The organism is Albimonas marina, from assembly GCF_029223255.1.
GTDB lineage: Bacteria > Pseudomonadota > Alphaproteobacteria > Rhodobacterales > Rhodobacteraceae > Albimonas.
This window is the reverse complement of the sequence record NZ_JARHUC010000002.1, coordinates 684,512-699,062: the sequence shown is the minus strand read 5'-3', so window position 1 is coordinate 699,062 and position 14,551 is coordinate 684,512. Positions and strand designations below refer to the sequence as shown.

At 74.2% G+C, this 14,551-nt stretch carries 14 protein-coding genes; 4 read left to right on the top strand and 10 right to left on the bottom strand.

Annotation, left to right across the window (positions count from 1 at the left end):
* Window positions 1-268 precede the first annotated feature (268 nt).
* The gene (locus P2H44_RS06955) at window positions 269-1,171 is read right to left on the bottom strand and encodes a methyltransferase domain-containing protein (protein WP_275762745.1); all 903 of its coding nucleotides are present in this window, start codon (window positions 1,169-1,171) and stop codon (window positions 269-271) included.
* A 166-nt stretch (window positions 1,172-1,337) separates the two neighbouring features.
* On the opposite strand from P2H44_RS06955, the gene P2H44_RS06950 reads away from it, so the two are divergent.
* From P2H44_RS06950 to P2H44_RS06940, 3 genes are read left to right on the top strand one after another with little or no spacing between them, the layout of a single operon-like run.
* On the top strand, window positions 1,338-2,279 hold the full coding sequence (locus tag P2H44_RS06950; protein ID WP_275762744.1) for a ComF family protein: 942 nt from the start codon (window positions 1,338-1,340) through the stop codon (window positions 2,277-2,279).
* Window positions 2,276-2,530, top strand: a complete 255-nt coding sequence (gene grxC, locus P2H44_RS06945; RefSeq protein ID WP_275762743.1) for a glutaredoxin 3 — start codon at window positions 2,276-2,278, stop codon at window positions 2,528-2,530. The genes P2H44_RS06950 and grxC overlap by 4 nt, the downstream gene beginning before the upstream one ends.
* A 29-nt stretch (window positions 2,531-2,559) precedes the next feature.
* The gene (locus tag P2H44_RS06940) at window positions 2,560-3,411 is read left to right on the top strand and encodes a carbon-nitrogen hydrolase family protein (RefSeq protein WP_275762890.1); all 852 of its coding nucleotides are present in this window, start codon (window positions 2,560-2,562) and stop codon (window positions 3,409-3,411) included.
* A 106-nt stretch (window positions 3,412-3,517) separates the two neighbouring features.
* Here P2H44_RS06940 and P2H44_RS06935 read toward each other — a convergent pair whose 3' ends face one another.
* The 7 genes from P2H44_RS06935 to P2H44_RS06905 form a co-directional block, all read right to left on the bottom strand.
* Window positions 3,518-4,549 (bottom strand): serine hydrolase domain-containing protein, encoded by a 1,032-nt coding sequence (locus P2H44_RS06935; protein WP_275762742.1) that lies wholly within the window; start codon window positions 4,547-4,549, stop codon window positions 3,518-3,520.
* A gap of 392 nt (window positions 4,550-4,941) precedes the next feature.
* Window positions 4,942-7,803: a DNA polymerase I gene (gene polA, locus P2H44_RS06930; protein ID WP_275762741.1), complete on the bottom strand. Its 2,862-nt coding sequence runs from the start codon at window positions 7,801-7,803 to the stop codon at window positions 4,942-4,944.
* Between the two features lie 51 nt (window positions 7,804-7,854).
* Window positions 7,855-8,046 carry a zinc-finger domain-containing protein gene (locus P2H44_RS06925; protein WP_275762740.1) on the bottom strand — a complete coding sequence of 64 codons (192 nt, stop codon included), beginning with the start codon at window positions 8,044-8,046 and terminating at the stop codon, window positions 7,855-7,857.
* A 204-nt stretch (window positions 8,047-8,250) separates the two neighbouring features.
* A complete protein-coding gene (locus P2H44_RS06920) occupies window positions 8,251-9,078 on the bottom strand; it encodes a sulfotransferase family protein (protein WP_275762739.1) in 828 nt (275 codons plus the stop codon).
* A gap of 202 nt (window positions 9,079-9,280) precedes the next feature.
* Window positions 9,281-10,222, bottom strand: a complete 942-nt coding sequence (locus P2H44_RS06915) for a bifunctional riboflavin kinase/FAD synthetase (protein ID WP_275762738.1) — start codon at window positions 10,220-10,222, stop codon at window positions 9,281-9,283.
* A 50-nt stretch (window positions 10,223-10,272) separates the two neighbouring features.
* A complete protein-coding gene (locus P2H44_RS06910; protein WP_275762736.1) occupies window positions 10,273-10,716 on the bottom strand; it encodes a MaoC family dehydratase in 444 nt (147 codons plus the stop codon).
* A 292-nt stretch (window positions 10,717-11,008) separates the two neighbouring features.
* A complete protein-coding gene (locus P2H44_RS06905; RefSeq protein WP_275762735.1) occupies window positions 11,009-11,920 on the bottom strand; it encodes a protein-disulfide reductase DsbD domain-containing protein in 912 nt (303 codons plus the stop codon).
* A 331-nt stretch (window positions 11,921-12,251) separates the two neighbouring features.
* Here P2H44_RS06905 and P2H44_RS06900 point away from each other — a divergent pair, with 331 nt between their 5' ends.
* Entirely contained in the window at window positions 12,252-12,860 is a 609-nt protein-coding gene (locus P2H44_RS06900; protein ID WP_275762734.1) for a YqgE/AlgH family protein, read from the top strand.
* A 93-nt stretch (window positions 12,861-12,953) separates the two neighbouring features.
* Here the strand turns inward: P2H44_RS06900 and P2H44_RS06895 are convergent, their stop codons facing one another.
* Together P2H44_RS06895 and P2H44_RS06890 are read right to left on the bottom strand one after the other, a co-directional pair.
* Window positions 12,954-13,634: an SDR family oxidoreductase gene (locus P2H44_RS06895; RefSeq protein ID WP_275762733.1), complete on the bottom strand. Its 681-nt coding sequence runs from the start codon at window positions 13,632-13,634 to the stop codon at window positions 12,954-12,956.
* A gap of 395 nt (window positions 13,635-14,029) precedes the next feature.
* Window positions 14,030-14,458, bottom strand: coding sequence for an FKBP-type peptidyl-prolyl cis-trans isomerase (locus P2H44_RS06890; protein ID WP_275762732.1), 429 nt, complete (start codon window positions 14,456-14,458; stop codon window positions 14,030-14,032).
* Window positions 14,459-14,551: the final 93 nt, after the last annotated feature.

Here is a 14,551-nt window from a genome sequence, read left to right as displayed (position 1 = left end):
CTTGCGCGCCCGGAAGGTCGCTTCGGGAGCTCACCAAAGAACAGGGGCCGCGCCTGTCCTTCGGATCCGTCCGTCGCTGAAGATGCCTGAGCGAGGCGGCGGGAGGGGTCAAGGACAAGCCCCGCTTGCGCGGGGTCGCTTCGCGATCCCTGACCCCTCCCGCCGACTCGCTCTGATCGGCATCAGCGACGGACGGCTCCGAAGAACAGGCGCTCCGCGAGGCCCGCGGGCGTCGCGCCGGGGGCGCCCGGAGGGGGCGGGGGCGGGCTCAGCGGCCGGGCTTGTCGCCGGCGGGGCGCTCGGTCGTGCCGAGCGCGTCGGCCAGGCGCGCGACGGCGGAGCCGGGGCGCTTGGCTTGCGGTTGGTCGGGGCCGGGGGCCCAGCCGGTCAGGGTCACGATCTCGAAGGCCGCGGCGACGCGCCCGCCCTCGGCCGGGTGGCGCTCGGCATGGATCGCGCAGGCCCGCGCCAGCACCTCGCGGCGCAGGGGCGCGCGGTTGCGATCGTGCAGGGCGTTCGCCTCGCCCATCGCCCGCAGCTCGCGCATCAGGGCGAGGCTGTCGGGATAGCTCGTCTCGATCCGGTCGGCGTCGGCCACGGGCATCGCCAGGCCCGCGCGCTGCAGCAGCGCGCCCATGGCGCGGATCTCGCCCATCGGCGAGATCCGGGGCGAGAGGCCGCCGGTCGCCTCCACCTCGGCCTCGGCCAGCGCCTCGCGCAGCTCGGCCAGCGTGGCGCCCCCGAAGCCGCAGGCGATCAGCAGGCCGTCGGGCTTCAGCGCCCGGCGCATCTGGATCAGCACCCCCACCGGATCGTTCGCCCAGTGCAGCGTCAGCCCCAGCACCGCGAGGTCGAAGGCGCCGGGCGCCAGCGGCAGCACCTCCTCCGCCGCGGGGGGAACCACCTCCAGCGCGCCGACGCGGGGGTGGCCGGAGAGCGCCGACGCCCATTCCGGCGCGCCCGGCCAGATCAGCGCGGCCTTCGCGAAATCGCGGTCGGCGATCATGTCGAGCCGGTCGAGCACGCCGTCGATCGCCGCCTCGTGCAGGAAGCGGGCCTCGGGGCGGGGCAGGGCGCGGCGCGCCCGCCGCGCGAGCCACAGGGCCCGATCGAACAGCGCGGGCGGCTGGGCGGCGGAGGCGGTCGCGGTCAGGACGGGGGGCTGGCTCATGCGCTTGCGCGGTCCTCGGCGATCTGGGGGCGGCGGTCGGGGTCGGTCGGATCGGGGCGGCCTGTCCGCAGCCGGCCTGCGGGGCAGGGGCGCGTGCGGGCTGGCGCCGCGCCTGCGGCGGGATATATTGACTGCGGGACGACAGGGGAAGGAGGCCGCATCGCCGATGGCCCGTCTCCTCACGTCCGCCCCCTCCGCAGACCCCGCGCGCAGCGCGCTCGACGCCTCCGAGCGCGGGGGGCGCCCGGCCGCGCGTGCGGACGGCCGCGCCCGCGCCGAGCCCGCGCCGCCCTCCCGCCTGCGGCGCGCGGCGGGGGTGGGGTGGTCGGGGCTGAAGGGCGCCCTCCGCCCGCTGCTGGCCGACGCCGCGGACCTGCTCTATCCCCCGCAATGCACCTGGTGCCGGGCCGAGGTGCAGGAGGCCCACGCGCTCTGTCCCGCCTGCTGGCGCGAGGCGATCTTCATCGCCCATCCGCTGTGCGACCGCTGCGGCTCCCCGATCTCGGGGGCCGAGGACGCGCCCTTCTGCGACCATTGCCTCGGCCGCCGGCTGGCGTTCGCGCGGGCGCGGGCCGCGGTGCTCTACGAAGGGGTGGGGCGGGACCTGACCCTGGCGCTCAAGCATGGCGACCGGGTGGACGTGGCCCGCCCCGCCGCCACCTGGATGATCCGGGCGGGGCGCGAGCTGATCGACCGCGCCGACGTGATCGCCCCCGTGCCGCTGCACTGGCGCCGGCTGCTCGTGCGGCGCTTCAACCAGTCGGCGGAGCTGGCGCGGCGGATCTCGCTGCGCACCGGGCTGCCCTATTGCGGGGACCTGCTGGCGCGCACCCGCGCCACCCCCATGCAGCGGGGCCTGAGCCGGGAGGCGCGGGCGGCCAACCAGGCCGGGGCCTTCGCGGTCCCCCAGCGGCGGCGCGCGCGGATCGAGGGAAAGGCGGTGCTGCTGGTCGACGACGTCTACGCTTCGGGCGCCACGCTCTCGGCCTGCGCGGCGGCGCTGCGCGCATCCGGCGCGGCCCGCGTCGACGCCCTGTGCCTCGCCCGGGTTGCGCCCGAGGCCGACGGACCCATATTCTCGCCCTCGGAGAGCGAAGGTTCGGAATGAAACAGGTCGAGATCTACACCAGCCCCATCTGCGGCTTCTGCGTGCGCGCCAAGCGCCTGCTGGACGCCAAGAGCGTGCCCTACATCGAGTACGACGTGTTCTCGGTGCCCGGCGCGCGCGAGGAGATGATGCAGCGCGCCGCCGGCCGCCGCACCGTCCCGCAGATCTTCATCGACGGCGAGGGCGTGGGCGGCTGCGACGAGCTGCACGCGCTGGAGCGCGACGGCAAGCTCGACGCGATGCTGGCCTGAGCGCGGGCATGGCCGAGGCGCCCTCCACCCTGCGCATCGCGCTGATCCAGACCTGCGCCTCCGACGTTCCGGCGCGGAACCTGGAGGCGACCTCGGCCCTGATCCGCGAGGCGGCGGCGCAGGGGGCGGAGCTGGCGCTGACGCCCGAGGTCACCAACATGGTGACTTTCTCGCGCAAGCTGCAGGCGGAGGTGCTGAAGCCGGAGGCCGAGGACGAGAGCCTCGCGGGCTACCGGGCGCTCGCGGCCGAGCTGGGGATCTGGATCCTGGTCGGCTCGCTGGCGCTGAAGGCGCCGCCGGAGCCCGAGTTCCCCAAGGGCCGCTTCGTCAACCGCAGCTTCCTGATCGACGCCGCGGGCGGGATCGTGGCGCGCTATGACAAGATCCACATGTTCGACGTTGAGGTGGGCGAGGGCGAGAGCTACCGCGAATCCGCCGCCTATCGTCCCGGCGAGCAGGCGGTGGTCGCCGACACGCCCTGGGGGCGGATCGGCATGACCATCTGCTACGACCTGCGCTTCCCCGTGCTCTACCGCGCGCTGGCCGAGGCGGGGGCGGAGATCCTGACCATTCCCTCGGCCTTCACCCAGCCCACCGGCAAGGCGCATTGGGAGCCGCTGATGCGCGCGCGGGCCATCGAGACCGGCTGCTTCGTGCTGGCCCCGGCCTCGACCGGGACCCACCCGATGATCGCCGTGACCGAGGGGCGGCAGCGCAAGACTTACGGCCACTCGCTCGCCGTGGCGCCGTGGGGCGAGGTGCTGGCGGACGCGGACGAGGCGGTGGGGGCGACGCTGGTCGACCTCGACCTCTCCGCGGTCGCCGAGGCGCGGAGCCGGGTGCCCTCGATCGCCAACGCGCGGGATTTCGCCAAGCCCTGACCCGTCCTCGGATCGGCCCGAGCGAGCGCCCGCGAGGGGAGCGCCGCGCGACGCGCGCGCCCGTGGCCTGCGGCTCGTCCGCGGCGCGGGCGCGGACCGGCCGGCGTCAGGCCAGGCGCTCGGCGGCGGGGAGGATCCGGTCCTCGATCAGCGACATGAGGGCGCCGAAATGGCCCTCGCTGCGGGCGGGACGGGTCGGGTCCGAGGTGATCGCCACCGTCAGCTCCAAGGCCGGGACCACGTAGATCGCCTGGCCGCCGTAGCCGCGGGCGTAGGCGGCGGCGTGGCCCCGCGGCCGGGGCAGGAACCAGCCGTAGCCGTAGGCGTCGCCCGAGAAGGGCGAGCGGCCGCGCGGGATCCACGAGGTCTCGATCCAGTCCCGCGGCAGCACCTGCGTGCCCTCCCACGCGCCGCCCCGCCGGGCCATCTCGCCGAAGCGCAGCATCTCCAGCGGCGACATCGCCATGTTGTTGCCGCCCAGGTAGCGGCCCTGGGGATCGCGGGTCCAGGGCGGGAAGGCGATGTCGAGCGGGCCGCCCAGCCACTCCCGCGCCAGCGCATGCAGGTCGCGGCCCGCGGCCTCGGCCAGCACCGCGCCCAGCACGTGGGTCGAGCCGGTGGAATAGAGCATCCGCCCGCCGGGTTCGGCCTCCCACGGGCGGGTCAGGACATGGCTCACCCAGTTGCCGCTCTCGACGAAGGCGCCGTAGGCGGGGCCGGAGGTGCGGGCGAGGCCGGCGCGCAGGCTCAGCAGGTCGCCGAGCGTGATCTGCGCGACGCGCGGATCGGCCTGCGGGGGGATCAGCCCGGGCGCGGCTTCGCCCAGGGTCTGCCCGGGCCCCGCGAGCAGGCCGCGGGCGAAGGCGCAGCCGGCGAGCGCGGCGACCACGGTCTTGGAGACCGACTTCACGTTGACCGCCTGCGACGGCGACGGCCCGCGGAAGGCGCGGGCCAGCGCCGTCTCGCCCCGATGCGCCACGGCGAGCGTGTGGAGCTGGTCGAGGGCGGCGGCGGCCTCGAGCGCGGGGGCGAGGTCGGCCTCGGCCAGCGTGCGGGCGCGCAGGCGGGCGGGCGCGGCGAGCGCGGGCAGCGTGGCGAGGGCGGCGAGGATCGCGCGGCGGGAGATCGGGGCGGTCATGCAGGGGAGGTAGGGGGCCGGCCGTGCGGGGCCATGGGGCGGGGGCGCACGATCGCGTCAGGCGGGAACCTCGCGAGGCGGGGCTCGCTCGGGGGGCGCTGCGCGCGGAAGGTCGCTTCGGGAGCTCACCCGGAAACAGGGCCGCGCCTGCTTCCCGCAGCCGTCCGTCGCCGAAGATGCCTGAGCGACTCGCCCGCCGGGGTCAAGGACAAGCCCCGCCAAGAGGCGGGGTCGCTTCGCGATCCTGGACCCCGGCGGGCGAGTCGCTCTTCACGGCATCAGCGACGGACGGCTCCGGGAAACAGGCGCTCCGCGAGGTCCGGGGGCGGGGCGCCGGGGCGCTCGGGACGGGCCGGGCGGCGGAGGGGGAGGGCGGATCGGGGGTCGAGGCGCTAGTGCGCCTCGGCCCAGCTCGCGCCCTGGCCGGCGTCGACCACCAGGGGGGTGGCGAGCTCGACGGCGGGGAGGGCGGCGGTCTCCATCGCCTTGCGGACCGCCTCGATGGTCGCCTCGGCCTCGGCCTCGGGCGCCTCGAAGAGCAGCTCGTCGTGGACCTGCAGGAGCATCTTCGCGGACAGCTTGTGCTCGGCCAGCACGGCCGGGATGCGGATCATCGCGCGCCGGATCACATCCGCCGCCGAGCCCTGGATGGGCGCGTTGATCGCGGCGCGCTGGGCGAAGCCGGCGCGAGGTCCCTTGGCGCCGATCTCGGGCGTGTGGATGCGCCGGCCGAAGAGGGTGGAGACGTAGCCGGTCTCCTTCGCCCCGGCCACCGTGGCGTCCATGTAGGCCTTGATGCCGGGGAACTTCTCGAAATAGGCGTCGATGAAGGCCTTCGCGTCCTCGCGCGGGATGCGGAGATTGTTCGACAGGCCGAAGGCCGAGATGCCGTAGATCACGCCGAAGTTGATCGCCTTGGCCTGGCGGCGGATCTCGGGCGTCATCTCCGCCATCGGCACGCCGAAGACCTCGGACGCGGTCATCGCGTGGATGTCCTGGCCGTCCTTGAACGCCTGCTTCAGCGCGTCGATCCCGGCGATATGGGCGAGGATGCGCAGCTCGATCTGGGAATAGTCGAGCGAGAGGATGACGTTCCCCGGCTCGGCGATGAAGGCCTGGCGGATCTCGCGGCCCATCTCGGTGCGCACGGGGATGTTCTGCAGGTTGGGGTCGGTCGAGGCGAGGCGGCCGGTCGAGGTGGCGGCCAGGCTGAAAGAGGTGTGCACGCGGCCCGTCTCGAGGTTGATATGCTCCTGCAGCGCGTCGGTGTAGGTGCTCTTCAGTTTGGAGACCTGCCGCCAGTCCAGCACCCGCGAGGCCAGCTCCGAGCCCTGTTCGGCGGCCAGCGTCTCGAGCACGTCGGCGCCGGTGCCCCAGGCGCCGTTCTTGCCCTTCTTGCCGCCGGGCAGGTCCATCTTCTCGAACAGGATCTCGCCGAGCTGCTTGGGCGAGCCGACGTTGAATTTCTCCCCCGCCAGCTCGTGGATCTCGGCCTCGAGGCCCGCCATGCGCTGGGCGAAGCGGCCCGAGAGGCGCGAGAGGTGCTGGCGGTCGACCTTGATGCCGGCCATCTCCATCTCGGCCAGCACCGGGACCAGCGGGCGCTCCATCACCTCGTAGACCGAGGTCAGGCCCTCGCGCGCGAGGCGGGGCTTCAGGATCCGGTGCAGGCGCAGGGTGACGTCGGCGTCCTCGGCCGCGTAGGGGGCGGCCTTGTCGATCTCGACGCGGTCGAAGGTGATCGCCGACTTGCCGGTCCCCAGCAGGTCCTTGATCGGGATCGGGCGATGGTCGAGGTGCTTGTCCGACAGCGTGTCCATGCCGTGCCCGTGGAGGCCCGCGTCCAGCGCGTAGGAGATCAGCATGGTGTCGTCGATGGGCGATACCGGAACCCCGTGTCGCGCCAGCACCTTGAGGTCGTATTTCAGGTTCTGCCCGATCTTCAGCACCGCCGGGTCCGCGAGCAGCGGGCGCAGGATCTCCAGCGCCTCCTCGCGGTCCATCTGGCCGGGAGCCGTCTCGGCCGCGCCCAGCAGGTCGCCGTCGCCGGTCATGTGGGCCAGCGGCACGTAGCAGGCCGCGCCCGGCTCGACGCAGAGCGAGACGCCGACGAGCTCGGCGACCATCTCGTCCAGCGAGGTCGTCTCGGTGTCGATGGCGAGCGCGCCGCGGTCCTGCGCCTTCGCGACCCAGGCGCGCAGCGCCTCGGCGTCGCGCACGATCTCGTAGGCGGCGGGGTCGATGGGGGCGGTCAGGGCGGGGTCGCGCCAGTCGCCGGCCGCCTCGGTCGAGGCCACGGCGCCCTTCGCCTCCTCGCTCGCGCCCTCGGGCGCGGCGGCGGCGGGCAGGTCGGTGACGCCCAGCCGCTCGGCCACGCGGGCGGTCAGGGTGCGGAACTCCATCAGGCGCAGGAAGCCCAGCAGGGTCTCGGGGTCGGGGTCGCGCAGGGCGAAGTCGTCGAGGCCGACTTCGACCGGGACCTCGGCGCAGAGCGTCACCAGCTCGCGGCTGACGCGGACCTGGTCGGCGTTGTCGATCAGGGTCTGGCGGCGCTTGGGTTGCTTGATCTCCTCGGCGCGGGCCAGCAGCGTGTCGAGGTCGCCGTATTCGTTGATCAGGAGCGCGGCGGTCTTCAGCCCGATGCCCGGCGCGCCGGGCACGTTGTCGACCGAGTCGCCGGCCAGCGCCTGCACGTCCACCACCCGCTCGGGCCCCACGCCGAACTTCTCGCGCACGCCGTCCGCGCCGATGATCTCGTCCGCGCCGCCCTTCAGGCCGGGCTTCACGATCGAGACGGCGTCGGTGACCAGCTGCATCAGGTCCTTGTCGGAGCTGACGATCGAGACCTTCGCCCCCGCCGCTTCGGCCTGGCGGGCGTAGGTGGCGATCAGGTCGTCGGCCTCGTAGCCCTCCATCTCGATGCAGGGCAGGTTGAAGGCGCGGGTGGCGTCGCGGATCAGGGCGAACTGGGGACGCAGGTCCTCGGGCGGCTCGGGGCGGTGGGCCTTGTACTCGGGGTAGATGTCGTTGCGGAACGTCTTCGCGGAATAGTCGAAGATCACCGCGGCATGGGTCGGCGCCTCGGCGCTGTTGGCGGCCCGTTCCTCGAGGATCTTCTGCAGCATGTTGCAGAAGCCCGCGACCGCGCCGACGGGCAGGCCGTCGGACTTGCGGGTCAGCGCGGGCAGGGCGTGGTAGGCGCGGAAGATGAAGCCCGAGCCGTCGATCAGCTCAAGGCGGTCGCCGGGTCCCATCGGGCCCTCCTGTCAACGATGCGTGGAGCGCCCCCGCGGGGGCGGCTCGCCTTACGAGGCCGCGCCCGTGTCGGCCGGGCCGCCCTTGAGGATGAAGCGCTTGTCGCAGTAGCCGCACTCGACGAAGCCGTCTTCCTGGGGGATCTGCAGCCAGACGCGGGGGTGGCCCATGCCCGGGCCGCCGCCGTCGCAGGCGATGCGGGATTTTTCGACGATCTCGGTCTCGGGCGCCTCGATGGTCATTCGGGCCTCATCTTGAAGGGTGGCGTCGGCTGGCGGGCATCATAGCGGCGCCGGTCCTGCGGGCAAGGCGTGCCGCGGGGTTCGGGGCGGGGCGCGAGGCCGCGGAGCGGAGCCGCGCGTCGGCCGTCGCGCCGGGGCCGAGGGCGCGCCCGCGCGGCGGGGCGGGCGGAGGCGCGGGCGGGCAGGGGCCGCGGGCCGCGCGCCTCAGCCGCGCCAGAGCTTGCGGCGGACCGCGCTCTCCAGATCGGCGGCGAGGTTCGCGCCGAGGTCGGCGCCGGGCAGGGCGCGGGCGGCGGCCTCGGGGTCGGGCGGGTTGGCGGCGCGCTCGAAGCCGCGGTCCTTCCAGCGCTCGAACAGCAGGGCATCGGCGGCGTTCTCCCGCAGGATCGCGGCGACCTGCGCCTCGCTCAGGTCCGAGGCCGAGAGGCGTTTGACGTGGCCCACGTTCTCGGACTCGACCGTCGGGTCCACGCCCAGCTCCTCCGAGATCCCCGCCAGCGCCTCGTTGCAGCGCCGGTAGCCGCCCACGAAGTGGAAGCCCTGGAAGGCGGCCTCGAGGTAGAGGAACCGCGCCCGGGTCGAGAGGCGGTAGATGCCGGGATAGCCGACCTCGAAGAAGCGGTGCAGCAGGAAGCGCGTGATGGGGTTGCGCCGCTGGGTGCCGCGCCAGGCGTCGAACGCCCCGGGGGCGGGCTGGCCGCGCTCCTCGTGCCGGGCCCAGCGGTAGTTGTAGAAGCTGACCAGGTATGAGACCGGATCGCGCAGCAGGACCGAGCACTTCACCTCCCGCCCCGGAAACTTCTCGGCCAGCGAGCGGGAGAGGGAGTGGCCGGAGACCGCCCGCACCCCCGCCACGTCCTCGGGCGCGAGGGAGGGGTAGCGGTTGCCGATCACGTCGCGCAGCGGGTTGCGCCAGCGGGGCGCGAGCAGGAAGCCCTCGCCCAGCGTCCGCTCGAAATGCCGCTCGACGGTGGTGCCGGCGCATTTGGGGACGTGCAGGAAGAAATGCACGGGCGGCTGGGGCGTGGTCATCGGCGGGCTCCTTCGCCTGTCGCTGCTAGCGGAGCGGGCGGCGGGGGGCAAGCGCGGCGGGAGCGGGAACCCGATCCGGGGGAGGCGTGGATCGCGCAGGGGGCAGGCGGCGGGAGAGGCCCCGGGGCAGGCCCGGGGGCCCATCGCGCGGCGCGGGCGATCCTGACGCCGGCCCGGGGCGCGCCTGTGGGGCCGGCCGCGCTCAGGCGGCGGGGTCGATGCGATCTGCCAGGCGCTCGCGCGCCAGGTCGCAGTCGGCGTGCATCTGGGCGATCAGCGGCTCGATCCCGTCGAACTTCTCCTCGCCCCGCAGGTAGGAGATCAGGGCGACCGAGACCTCGGCGCCGTAGAGATCGCCCGAGAAGTCGAAGAGATAGGTCTCCAGGTTCGGCGCGTTGATCCCGAAGGTCGGGCGCACGCCCAGCGAGGCCGCGCCGGGGTATCTGCCGGCGTGGGGGCCGTCGAGCACTTCGATCTCCACCGCGTAGACGCCGAAGCGGGGCAGCAGCAGATCCTCGAGCACCACGTTCGCGGTCGGAAAGCCCAGCTCCCGCCCGCGCTTGTCGCCATGGCTGACGACGCCGTCCAGCCGGTGCCAGTGGCCCAGCATCCGCGCGGCGCCCACCGGATCGCCGGCGCCCAGCGCCTCGCGGATCGCGGTGGAGGAGACGCGGCCGCCCGGCCCCTCGACCATCGGGGCGGTCACCGCCTCGAAGCCGAAGCGCGCGCCCAGCTCGGCCAGCATCGCGGCGTCGCCCTCGCGGCCCTTGCCGAAGCGGAAGTCCTCGCCGACCACCACCCGGCTCAGGCCCAGGCGCCCGGCGAGGATGTCGCGCGCGAAGGCCTCGGCCGAGAGGGCGGCCATCGCACGGTCGAACTCCAGCTCCACGCACACATCCACGCCCAGCTTCGCCAGCCTATGGCGGCGGGCGGCGGCGTTCATCAGCCGGAAGGGGGGCGCTTTGGGGGCGAAGACCTGCCGCGGGTGCGGCTCGAAGGTCACCACGCCCAGCGGCGCGCCGGGGTTGCGCGCCAGATCGATCACCGAGGCGTGGCCCCGGTGAACGCCGTCGAAATTGCCCATGGCGGCGGAAGCGCCACGGTCCTCGGGCCGGATCTCGGTCCCGGACTGGATGAGGCGCATCGCGTCCCCTGGAAGGCCCCGGCCGCGGCCAGGGGCCTGCCGGGAAAAGATCAGTCGAACTTGTTGGAGGGCGCCAGAACCAGCGCCTCGCCCTTGAGGACGACCTTGTCGCCCACGCGGCATTCGCAATCAAGGGCGACGCGGCGTTTGGCGTGGATGATGTCCGCGACCGTCACGCGCGCCTCGACCGTGTCGCCGGGGCGGACGGGGGCGAGGAACTTCAGCGACTGGCCCATGTAGACCGTACCGTGGCCCGGCAGCTGCTCCCCGATCACGGCCGAGATCAGCGAGGCGGTCAGCATCCCGTGGGCGATGCGGCCGGCGAAGATCGTGTCGCGGGCGTAGTCGTCGTCCAGATGCACCGGGTTGCGGTCGGTCGACACCTTGGCGAACAGCTCGATGTCGAGGTCGGTGATGGTCTTCAGCACGTAGCGGGACATGCCGATCTCCATTTCCTCGATGCAGATCGTGCCGCGCGGCAGGTTGTCGAGCATGGCTGGTCTCCCAGGGCCGGATTCGCCCGCCGACGGCGGGCTCGCTGCACTGCACCTAGCGCAAGGGACGTGGGTGCGCAACTATCTTGCGCAATATAATTCGCGAACTGAGGCGAAAGTCGGACATTTTGTTGCGCCAGAGTTTCGCCGAGCGGGCGGCCCGCCCTCGGCCGCCCCCCCTGCGGAGACGAGCGCGGGGGGCCGGGCACGAGTCCGCGGGCGCCGACGTCGGCGCCCGCGGCAAGCCGCGTTCAGGAAAACCGGATTTTTCGCAGGGGCTTGCCGGGGCCGATCAGCCCCCGCAGCCCTCGAAGGTCACGGCGCGGTCGGCGCCCAGCACCGTCACCCGCAACGCGCTCCGGTCGAGCCAGGCGGCGCCCGAGGCCGGGTCCAGCCGCGCGCTCAGGCGCAGGGCGCTCCCGTCGGGGGAGAGCTCGCCCGGCTCGAACCACATCGGGGCCGGGGCCTCGACGATCGCGTGCAGCGGGCCGCGGGGCGGGCTCGGCAGGCGCAGGCTCGCCTCCAGCCGGCGGTCGTCGCCCTCACCCTGCAGGCGGCAGTCGGCCAGCGAGGCGCCGGAGACGGCGGCGGCCTCGGGCAGGGTGGCGAGCGCCCGCTCGATCGGGGCGCGCCCGCCCTCCTCGCCGGGGGCGAGATGCAGGGCCACCTCGGCCATCTCGGGCATGCAGATGTCGGCGCAGACGCCGTAGGCGAGGCTGAGGCGCAGCACCATCGGCCGCGCCGGATCCACGGGCGTCGCCTGCAGGGGCAGGGTGACCTCGTGCTTGTAGCCCAGCGTGGTCATGCCGAAGAGGTCGAAGGCCACCGGCCGCGGCCACAGCACCGCGACCGAGGCCACGTTCTCCGACCCGCTCCAGTCGAAATCGGGGGGGATGCCGGCGTCGCCGGGCACGCGCCAGTAGGTCTTCCAGCCGGGATCGAGGCGGATGGTCAGCCCCGCGATGCGCGCGCCGCCCTCGGTCGTCCAGCCGGGCAGCAGCTCCAGCGCCGAGCGCTGGGCGCGGGCCTCGGGCGTGGGCGGCCCGGCCTCGGCCCGGGCGCTCCAGGCGACCGAGAGGCTGCGCGCGGGACCGCCGGCCTCGGCCGCGCCGGGCGCGGCGAAGAGCGCCGCGGCGGCGAGAAGCGCGGCGGCGCGGAGGCCCCGGCGGAACGGGTGCGCGATGGGAGGCTGCGAAGAGTTCATGCCTTCCAGATAGCGAGCCGGGCGCGTTGCAGGAAGTCACGTTCCGGCGAAGCGGGCGGAGGGATCGCCGCCCTCCGTCCCGGCGGACCCCGACTGCCGCCCGTAAATCGAACGACTCCAGCGGTTTCCCGGGATCGGCCGGCCGCTCGCGCCCCGCGCGCGCCGCCGTGATCGGCGCAGATTCCGCCGGGCGCGCGCGGCGGCCGCGGGCCTGCGGGCCTCGCCCCGGCCCCGGGGACTCGCGGCGCAGCGCCGCGGGGGGGCCTCGCCGCGCAAGGATTTCGCCATCGAACCGTTGAAGCGGGCCCCCCGGAGGTCCATCATTCCCCTCATGACCATCGCCCCTTCCGGAGACCCGGCCCCCGAGGCCGACCCCGACGCCGGCGGTCCCCTCGAGGGGGAGCTGCTGGTCGCGATGCCCGGCATGGGCGACCCCCGTTTCGCGCAGACGGTGATCTACATGTGCTCGCATGGCGACGACGGCGCCATGGGGCTGATCATCAACAAGCGCGCACGGGAGCTGAGCTTCGCCGACCTGCTCAAGCAGGTGGGGGTGAAGCCGGGCGAGGGGGCGGGCGCCTTCTCGGTCCATTTCGGCGGGCCGGTGGAGATGGGGCGCGGCTTCGTCCTGCATTCCGACGACTGGGAGGCGCCGGGCGCCACCAAGCCGCTGGCGCAGGGCATGGCGCTGACCGCGACGGTCGACATCCTGCGCGACATGTCGGCGGGCAAGGGCCCCCGGCAGGCGGTGCTGGCGCTGGGCTACGCGGGCTGGGCGCCGGGGCAGCTGGAGCAGGAGCTGCAGGCCAACGGCTGGCTGATCTGCCCCGCCGACCCGGAGCTGGTCTTCGGCGAGGACGACGCCGGCAAGTGGCGGCGCGCGATGCTCAAGATCGGGGTCGATCCGGCGAAGCTGTCGGCGCAGGGCGGGCTCGCCTGAGCCCGGCCCGTAGCCGCGGCAGGCCGCCGGAGCGGCCGGGATTAAATCAGATCGGTTGATTTAAATGGGCCCGACCGCCGCGGTCGGATCGTCTCAGAACGGGATGGCCTGGCCGCGGTAGTCCTCGAACACGCCCGTGGTCTCGGGACCCAGCGCGTCGAACCGGGCGAGCAGGCCCGCGGCGGAGTCGCGCACGTCCACGTCGGCCTCCTGGCCGCCCATGTCGGTGCGCACCCAGCCGGGGTGGTAGACGCCGACCGAGACGCCCTCGCCCCGCAGGTCGACCGCGAGGTTGCGCGCCACGTTGGCGACGGCGGCCTTCGAGGCGCGGTAGACGTAGGTCCCCCCCGGCGCGCGGGCCTGGCTGCCCATGGCCGAGCCGATCACGGCGATGCGCCCGCCGGGTTTCTTCAGGAACGGCAGCAGGGTCGTGGCGGTGAGGAACACGCCCGTCACGTTGACCGCGAAGCTCTCGGCCCACTGCGCGGGCGTGGGCGCGGTCGCGAGCCCGCCGCGCCCCAGCAGCACGCCGGCGTTGCAGACCGCGAGGTCGATCGCCCGCCCCCCCAGCGCGGCCTCCAGCCTCGGCGCCAGCGCCTCGAAGGCGGCGGGGTCGGCGACGTCGAGGGGCAGGGCCGCGACGCCGATCTCGGCGAGGACGGGGGCGGCCGGGTCGCGCACCAGCGCGATCACCTCGTCGCCGCGGGCGCGGGCCTGGCGGGCCATCTCGAGCCCGATGCCGCGCGCGGTGCCGGTCAGGACGATCAGGGACATGGGAGGGCCTCCGGGGGCGTTGGGGGGACTGCGCGACGATCGCTCCCCCGCGGGGGCGCGGATGTCAACCGGGGACGGGTTGGGACAGACGCTCGCCGCGCCCTCCGGTCGCGACCCTGCGGCGCCGGGGGCGCGGCGGGGTTCGCCGAGGCTCCCGACGCTCGTCGCTGGATCGGTCGACCCGGTCCGTGACGTTCTTCCGCGAAAATCCGGCGGGCGACGACGTCGCGCGGGTGGTTTCCGGAAAGCCGGGGCGCCCCGCCGACGCGCGGCCCCGCGCCGGCGGGCCGGCGGGGCCGGGCGCGGACAGGCGGGCGCCGCCGCGGGGCGCCGAACGCAAAAGGGGCGCGCCGGCCGGCGCGCCCCCTGGATCTTCGGTCCGCCGAGGCGGCGCCTCAGGCGATCGCGACCAGCTCCACGTCGAAGGTCAGGGCCTGGCCGGCGAGCGGGTGGTTGGCGTCGAGGAACAGCTCGGTCTCGGTCGCCTTGGCGATCACCACGTTCATGGTGCCGCCGTCCTGCATCTGCACCTGCAGGGGGGTGCCCGGCTCGGTGGGGATGTGGTCGGGGACCGCGGCGCGGTCGACGGCCTGGACGCGGGCGGGATCGTGCTCGCCATAGGCATCGGCGGGCTCGACGCGCACGGTGCGGGTCTCGCCCACCGCCATGCCGGTCACGCCGGCGTCGAGGCCGGGAATGATCTGGCCCGACCCGAGCTCGAACGAGAGCGGCTCGCGCCCCTCGGAGCTGTCGAAGACGGTGCCGTCGTCGAGCTTGCCCTTGTAGTGCAGGTGCAGGGTGTCGCCCGGTTTCGCCTGAGTCATGATGCATGTCCTTTCGGCGGGGGATTGGGGTGTCGAGCCCGCGCGAGACGCGCGGCCGGCTCGGTCGGTCATTCCCAAGAGTCGCAACTGAGT

Excerpts from the sequence above, each read along its gene's own strand:
- P2H44_RS06955 (WP_275762745.1), bottom strand. The coding sequence starts at position 1,171 with ATGAGCCAGCCCCCCGTCCTGACCGCGACCGCCTCCGCCGCCCAGCCG.
- P2H44_RS06950 (WP_275762744.1), top strand. The coding sequence starts at position 1,338 with ATGGCCCGTCTCCTCACGTCCGCCCCCTCCGCAGACCCCGCGCGCAGC.
- grxC (WP_275762743.1), top strand. The coding sequence starts at position 2,276 with ATGAAACAGGTCGAGATCTACACCAGCCCCATCTGCGGCTTCTGCGTG.
- P2H44_RS06935 (WP_275762742.1), bottom strand. The coding sequence starts at position 4,549 with ATGACCGCCCCGATCTCCCGCCGCGCGATCCTCGCCGCCCTCGCCACG.
- polA (WP_275762741.1), bottom strand. The coding sequence starts at position 7,803 with ATGGGACCCGGCGACCGCCTTGAGCTGATCGACGGCTCGGGCTTCATC.
- P2H44_RS06925 (WP_275762740.1), bottom strand. The coding sequence starts at position 8,046 with ATGACCATCGAGGCGCCCGAGACCGAGATCGTCGAAAAATCCCGCATC.
- P2H44_RS06920 (WP_275762739.1), bottom strand. The coding sequence starts at position 9,078 with ATGACCACGCCCCAGCCGCCCGTGCATTTCTTCCTGCACGTCCCCAAA.
- P2H44_RS06915 (WP_275762738.1), bottom strand. The coding sequence starts at position 10,222 with ATGCGCCTCATCCAGTCCGGGACCGAGATCCGGCCCGAGGACCGTGGC.
- P2H44_RS06910 (WP_275762736.1), bottom strand. The coding sequence starts at position 10,716 with ATGCTCGACAACCTGCCGCGCGGCACGATCTGCATCGAGGAAATGGAG.
- P2H44_RS06905 (WP_275762735.1), bottom strand. The coding sequence starts at position 11,920 with ATGAACTCTTCGCAGCCTCCCATCGCGCACCCGTTCCGCCGGGGCCTC.
- P2H44_RS06900 (WP_275762734.1), top strand. The coding sequence starts at position 12,252 with ATGACCATCGCCCCTTCCGGAGACCCGGCCCCCGAGGCCGACCCCGAC.
- P2H44_RS06895 (WP_275762733.1), bottom strand. The coding sequence starts at position 13,634 with ATGTCCCTGATCGTCCTGACCGGCACCGCGCGCGGCATCGGGCTCGAG.
- P2H44_RS06890 (WP_275762732.1), bottom strand. The coding sequence starts at position 14,458 with ATGACTCAGGCGAAACCGGGCGACACCCTGCACCTGCACTACAAGGGC.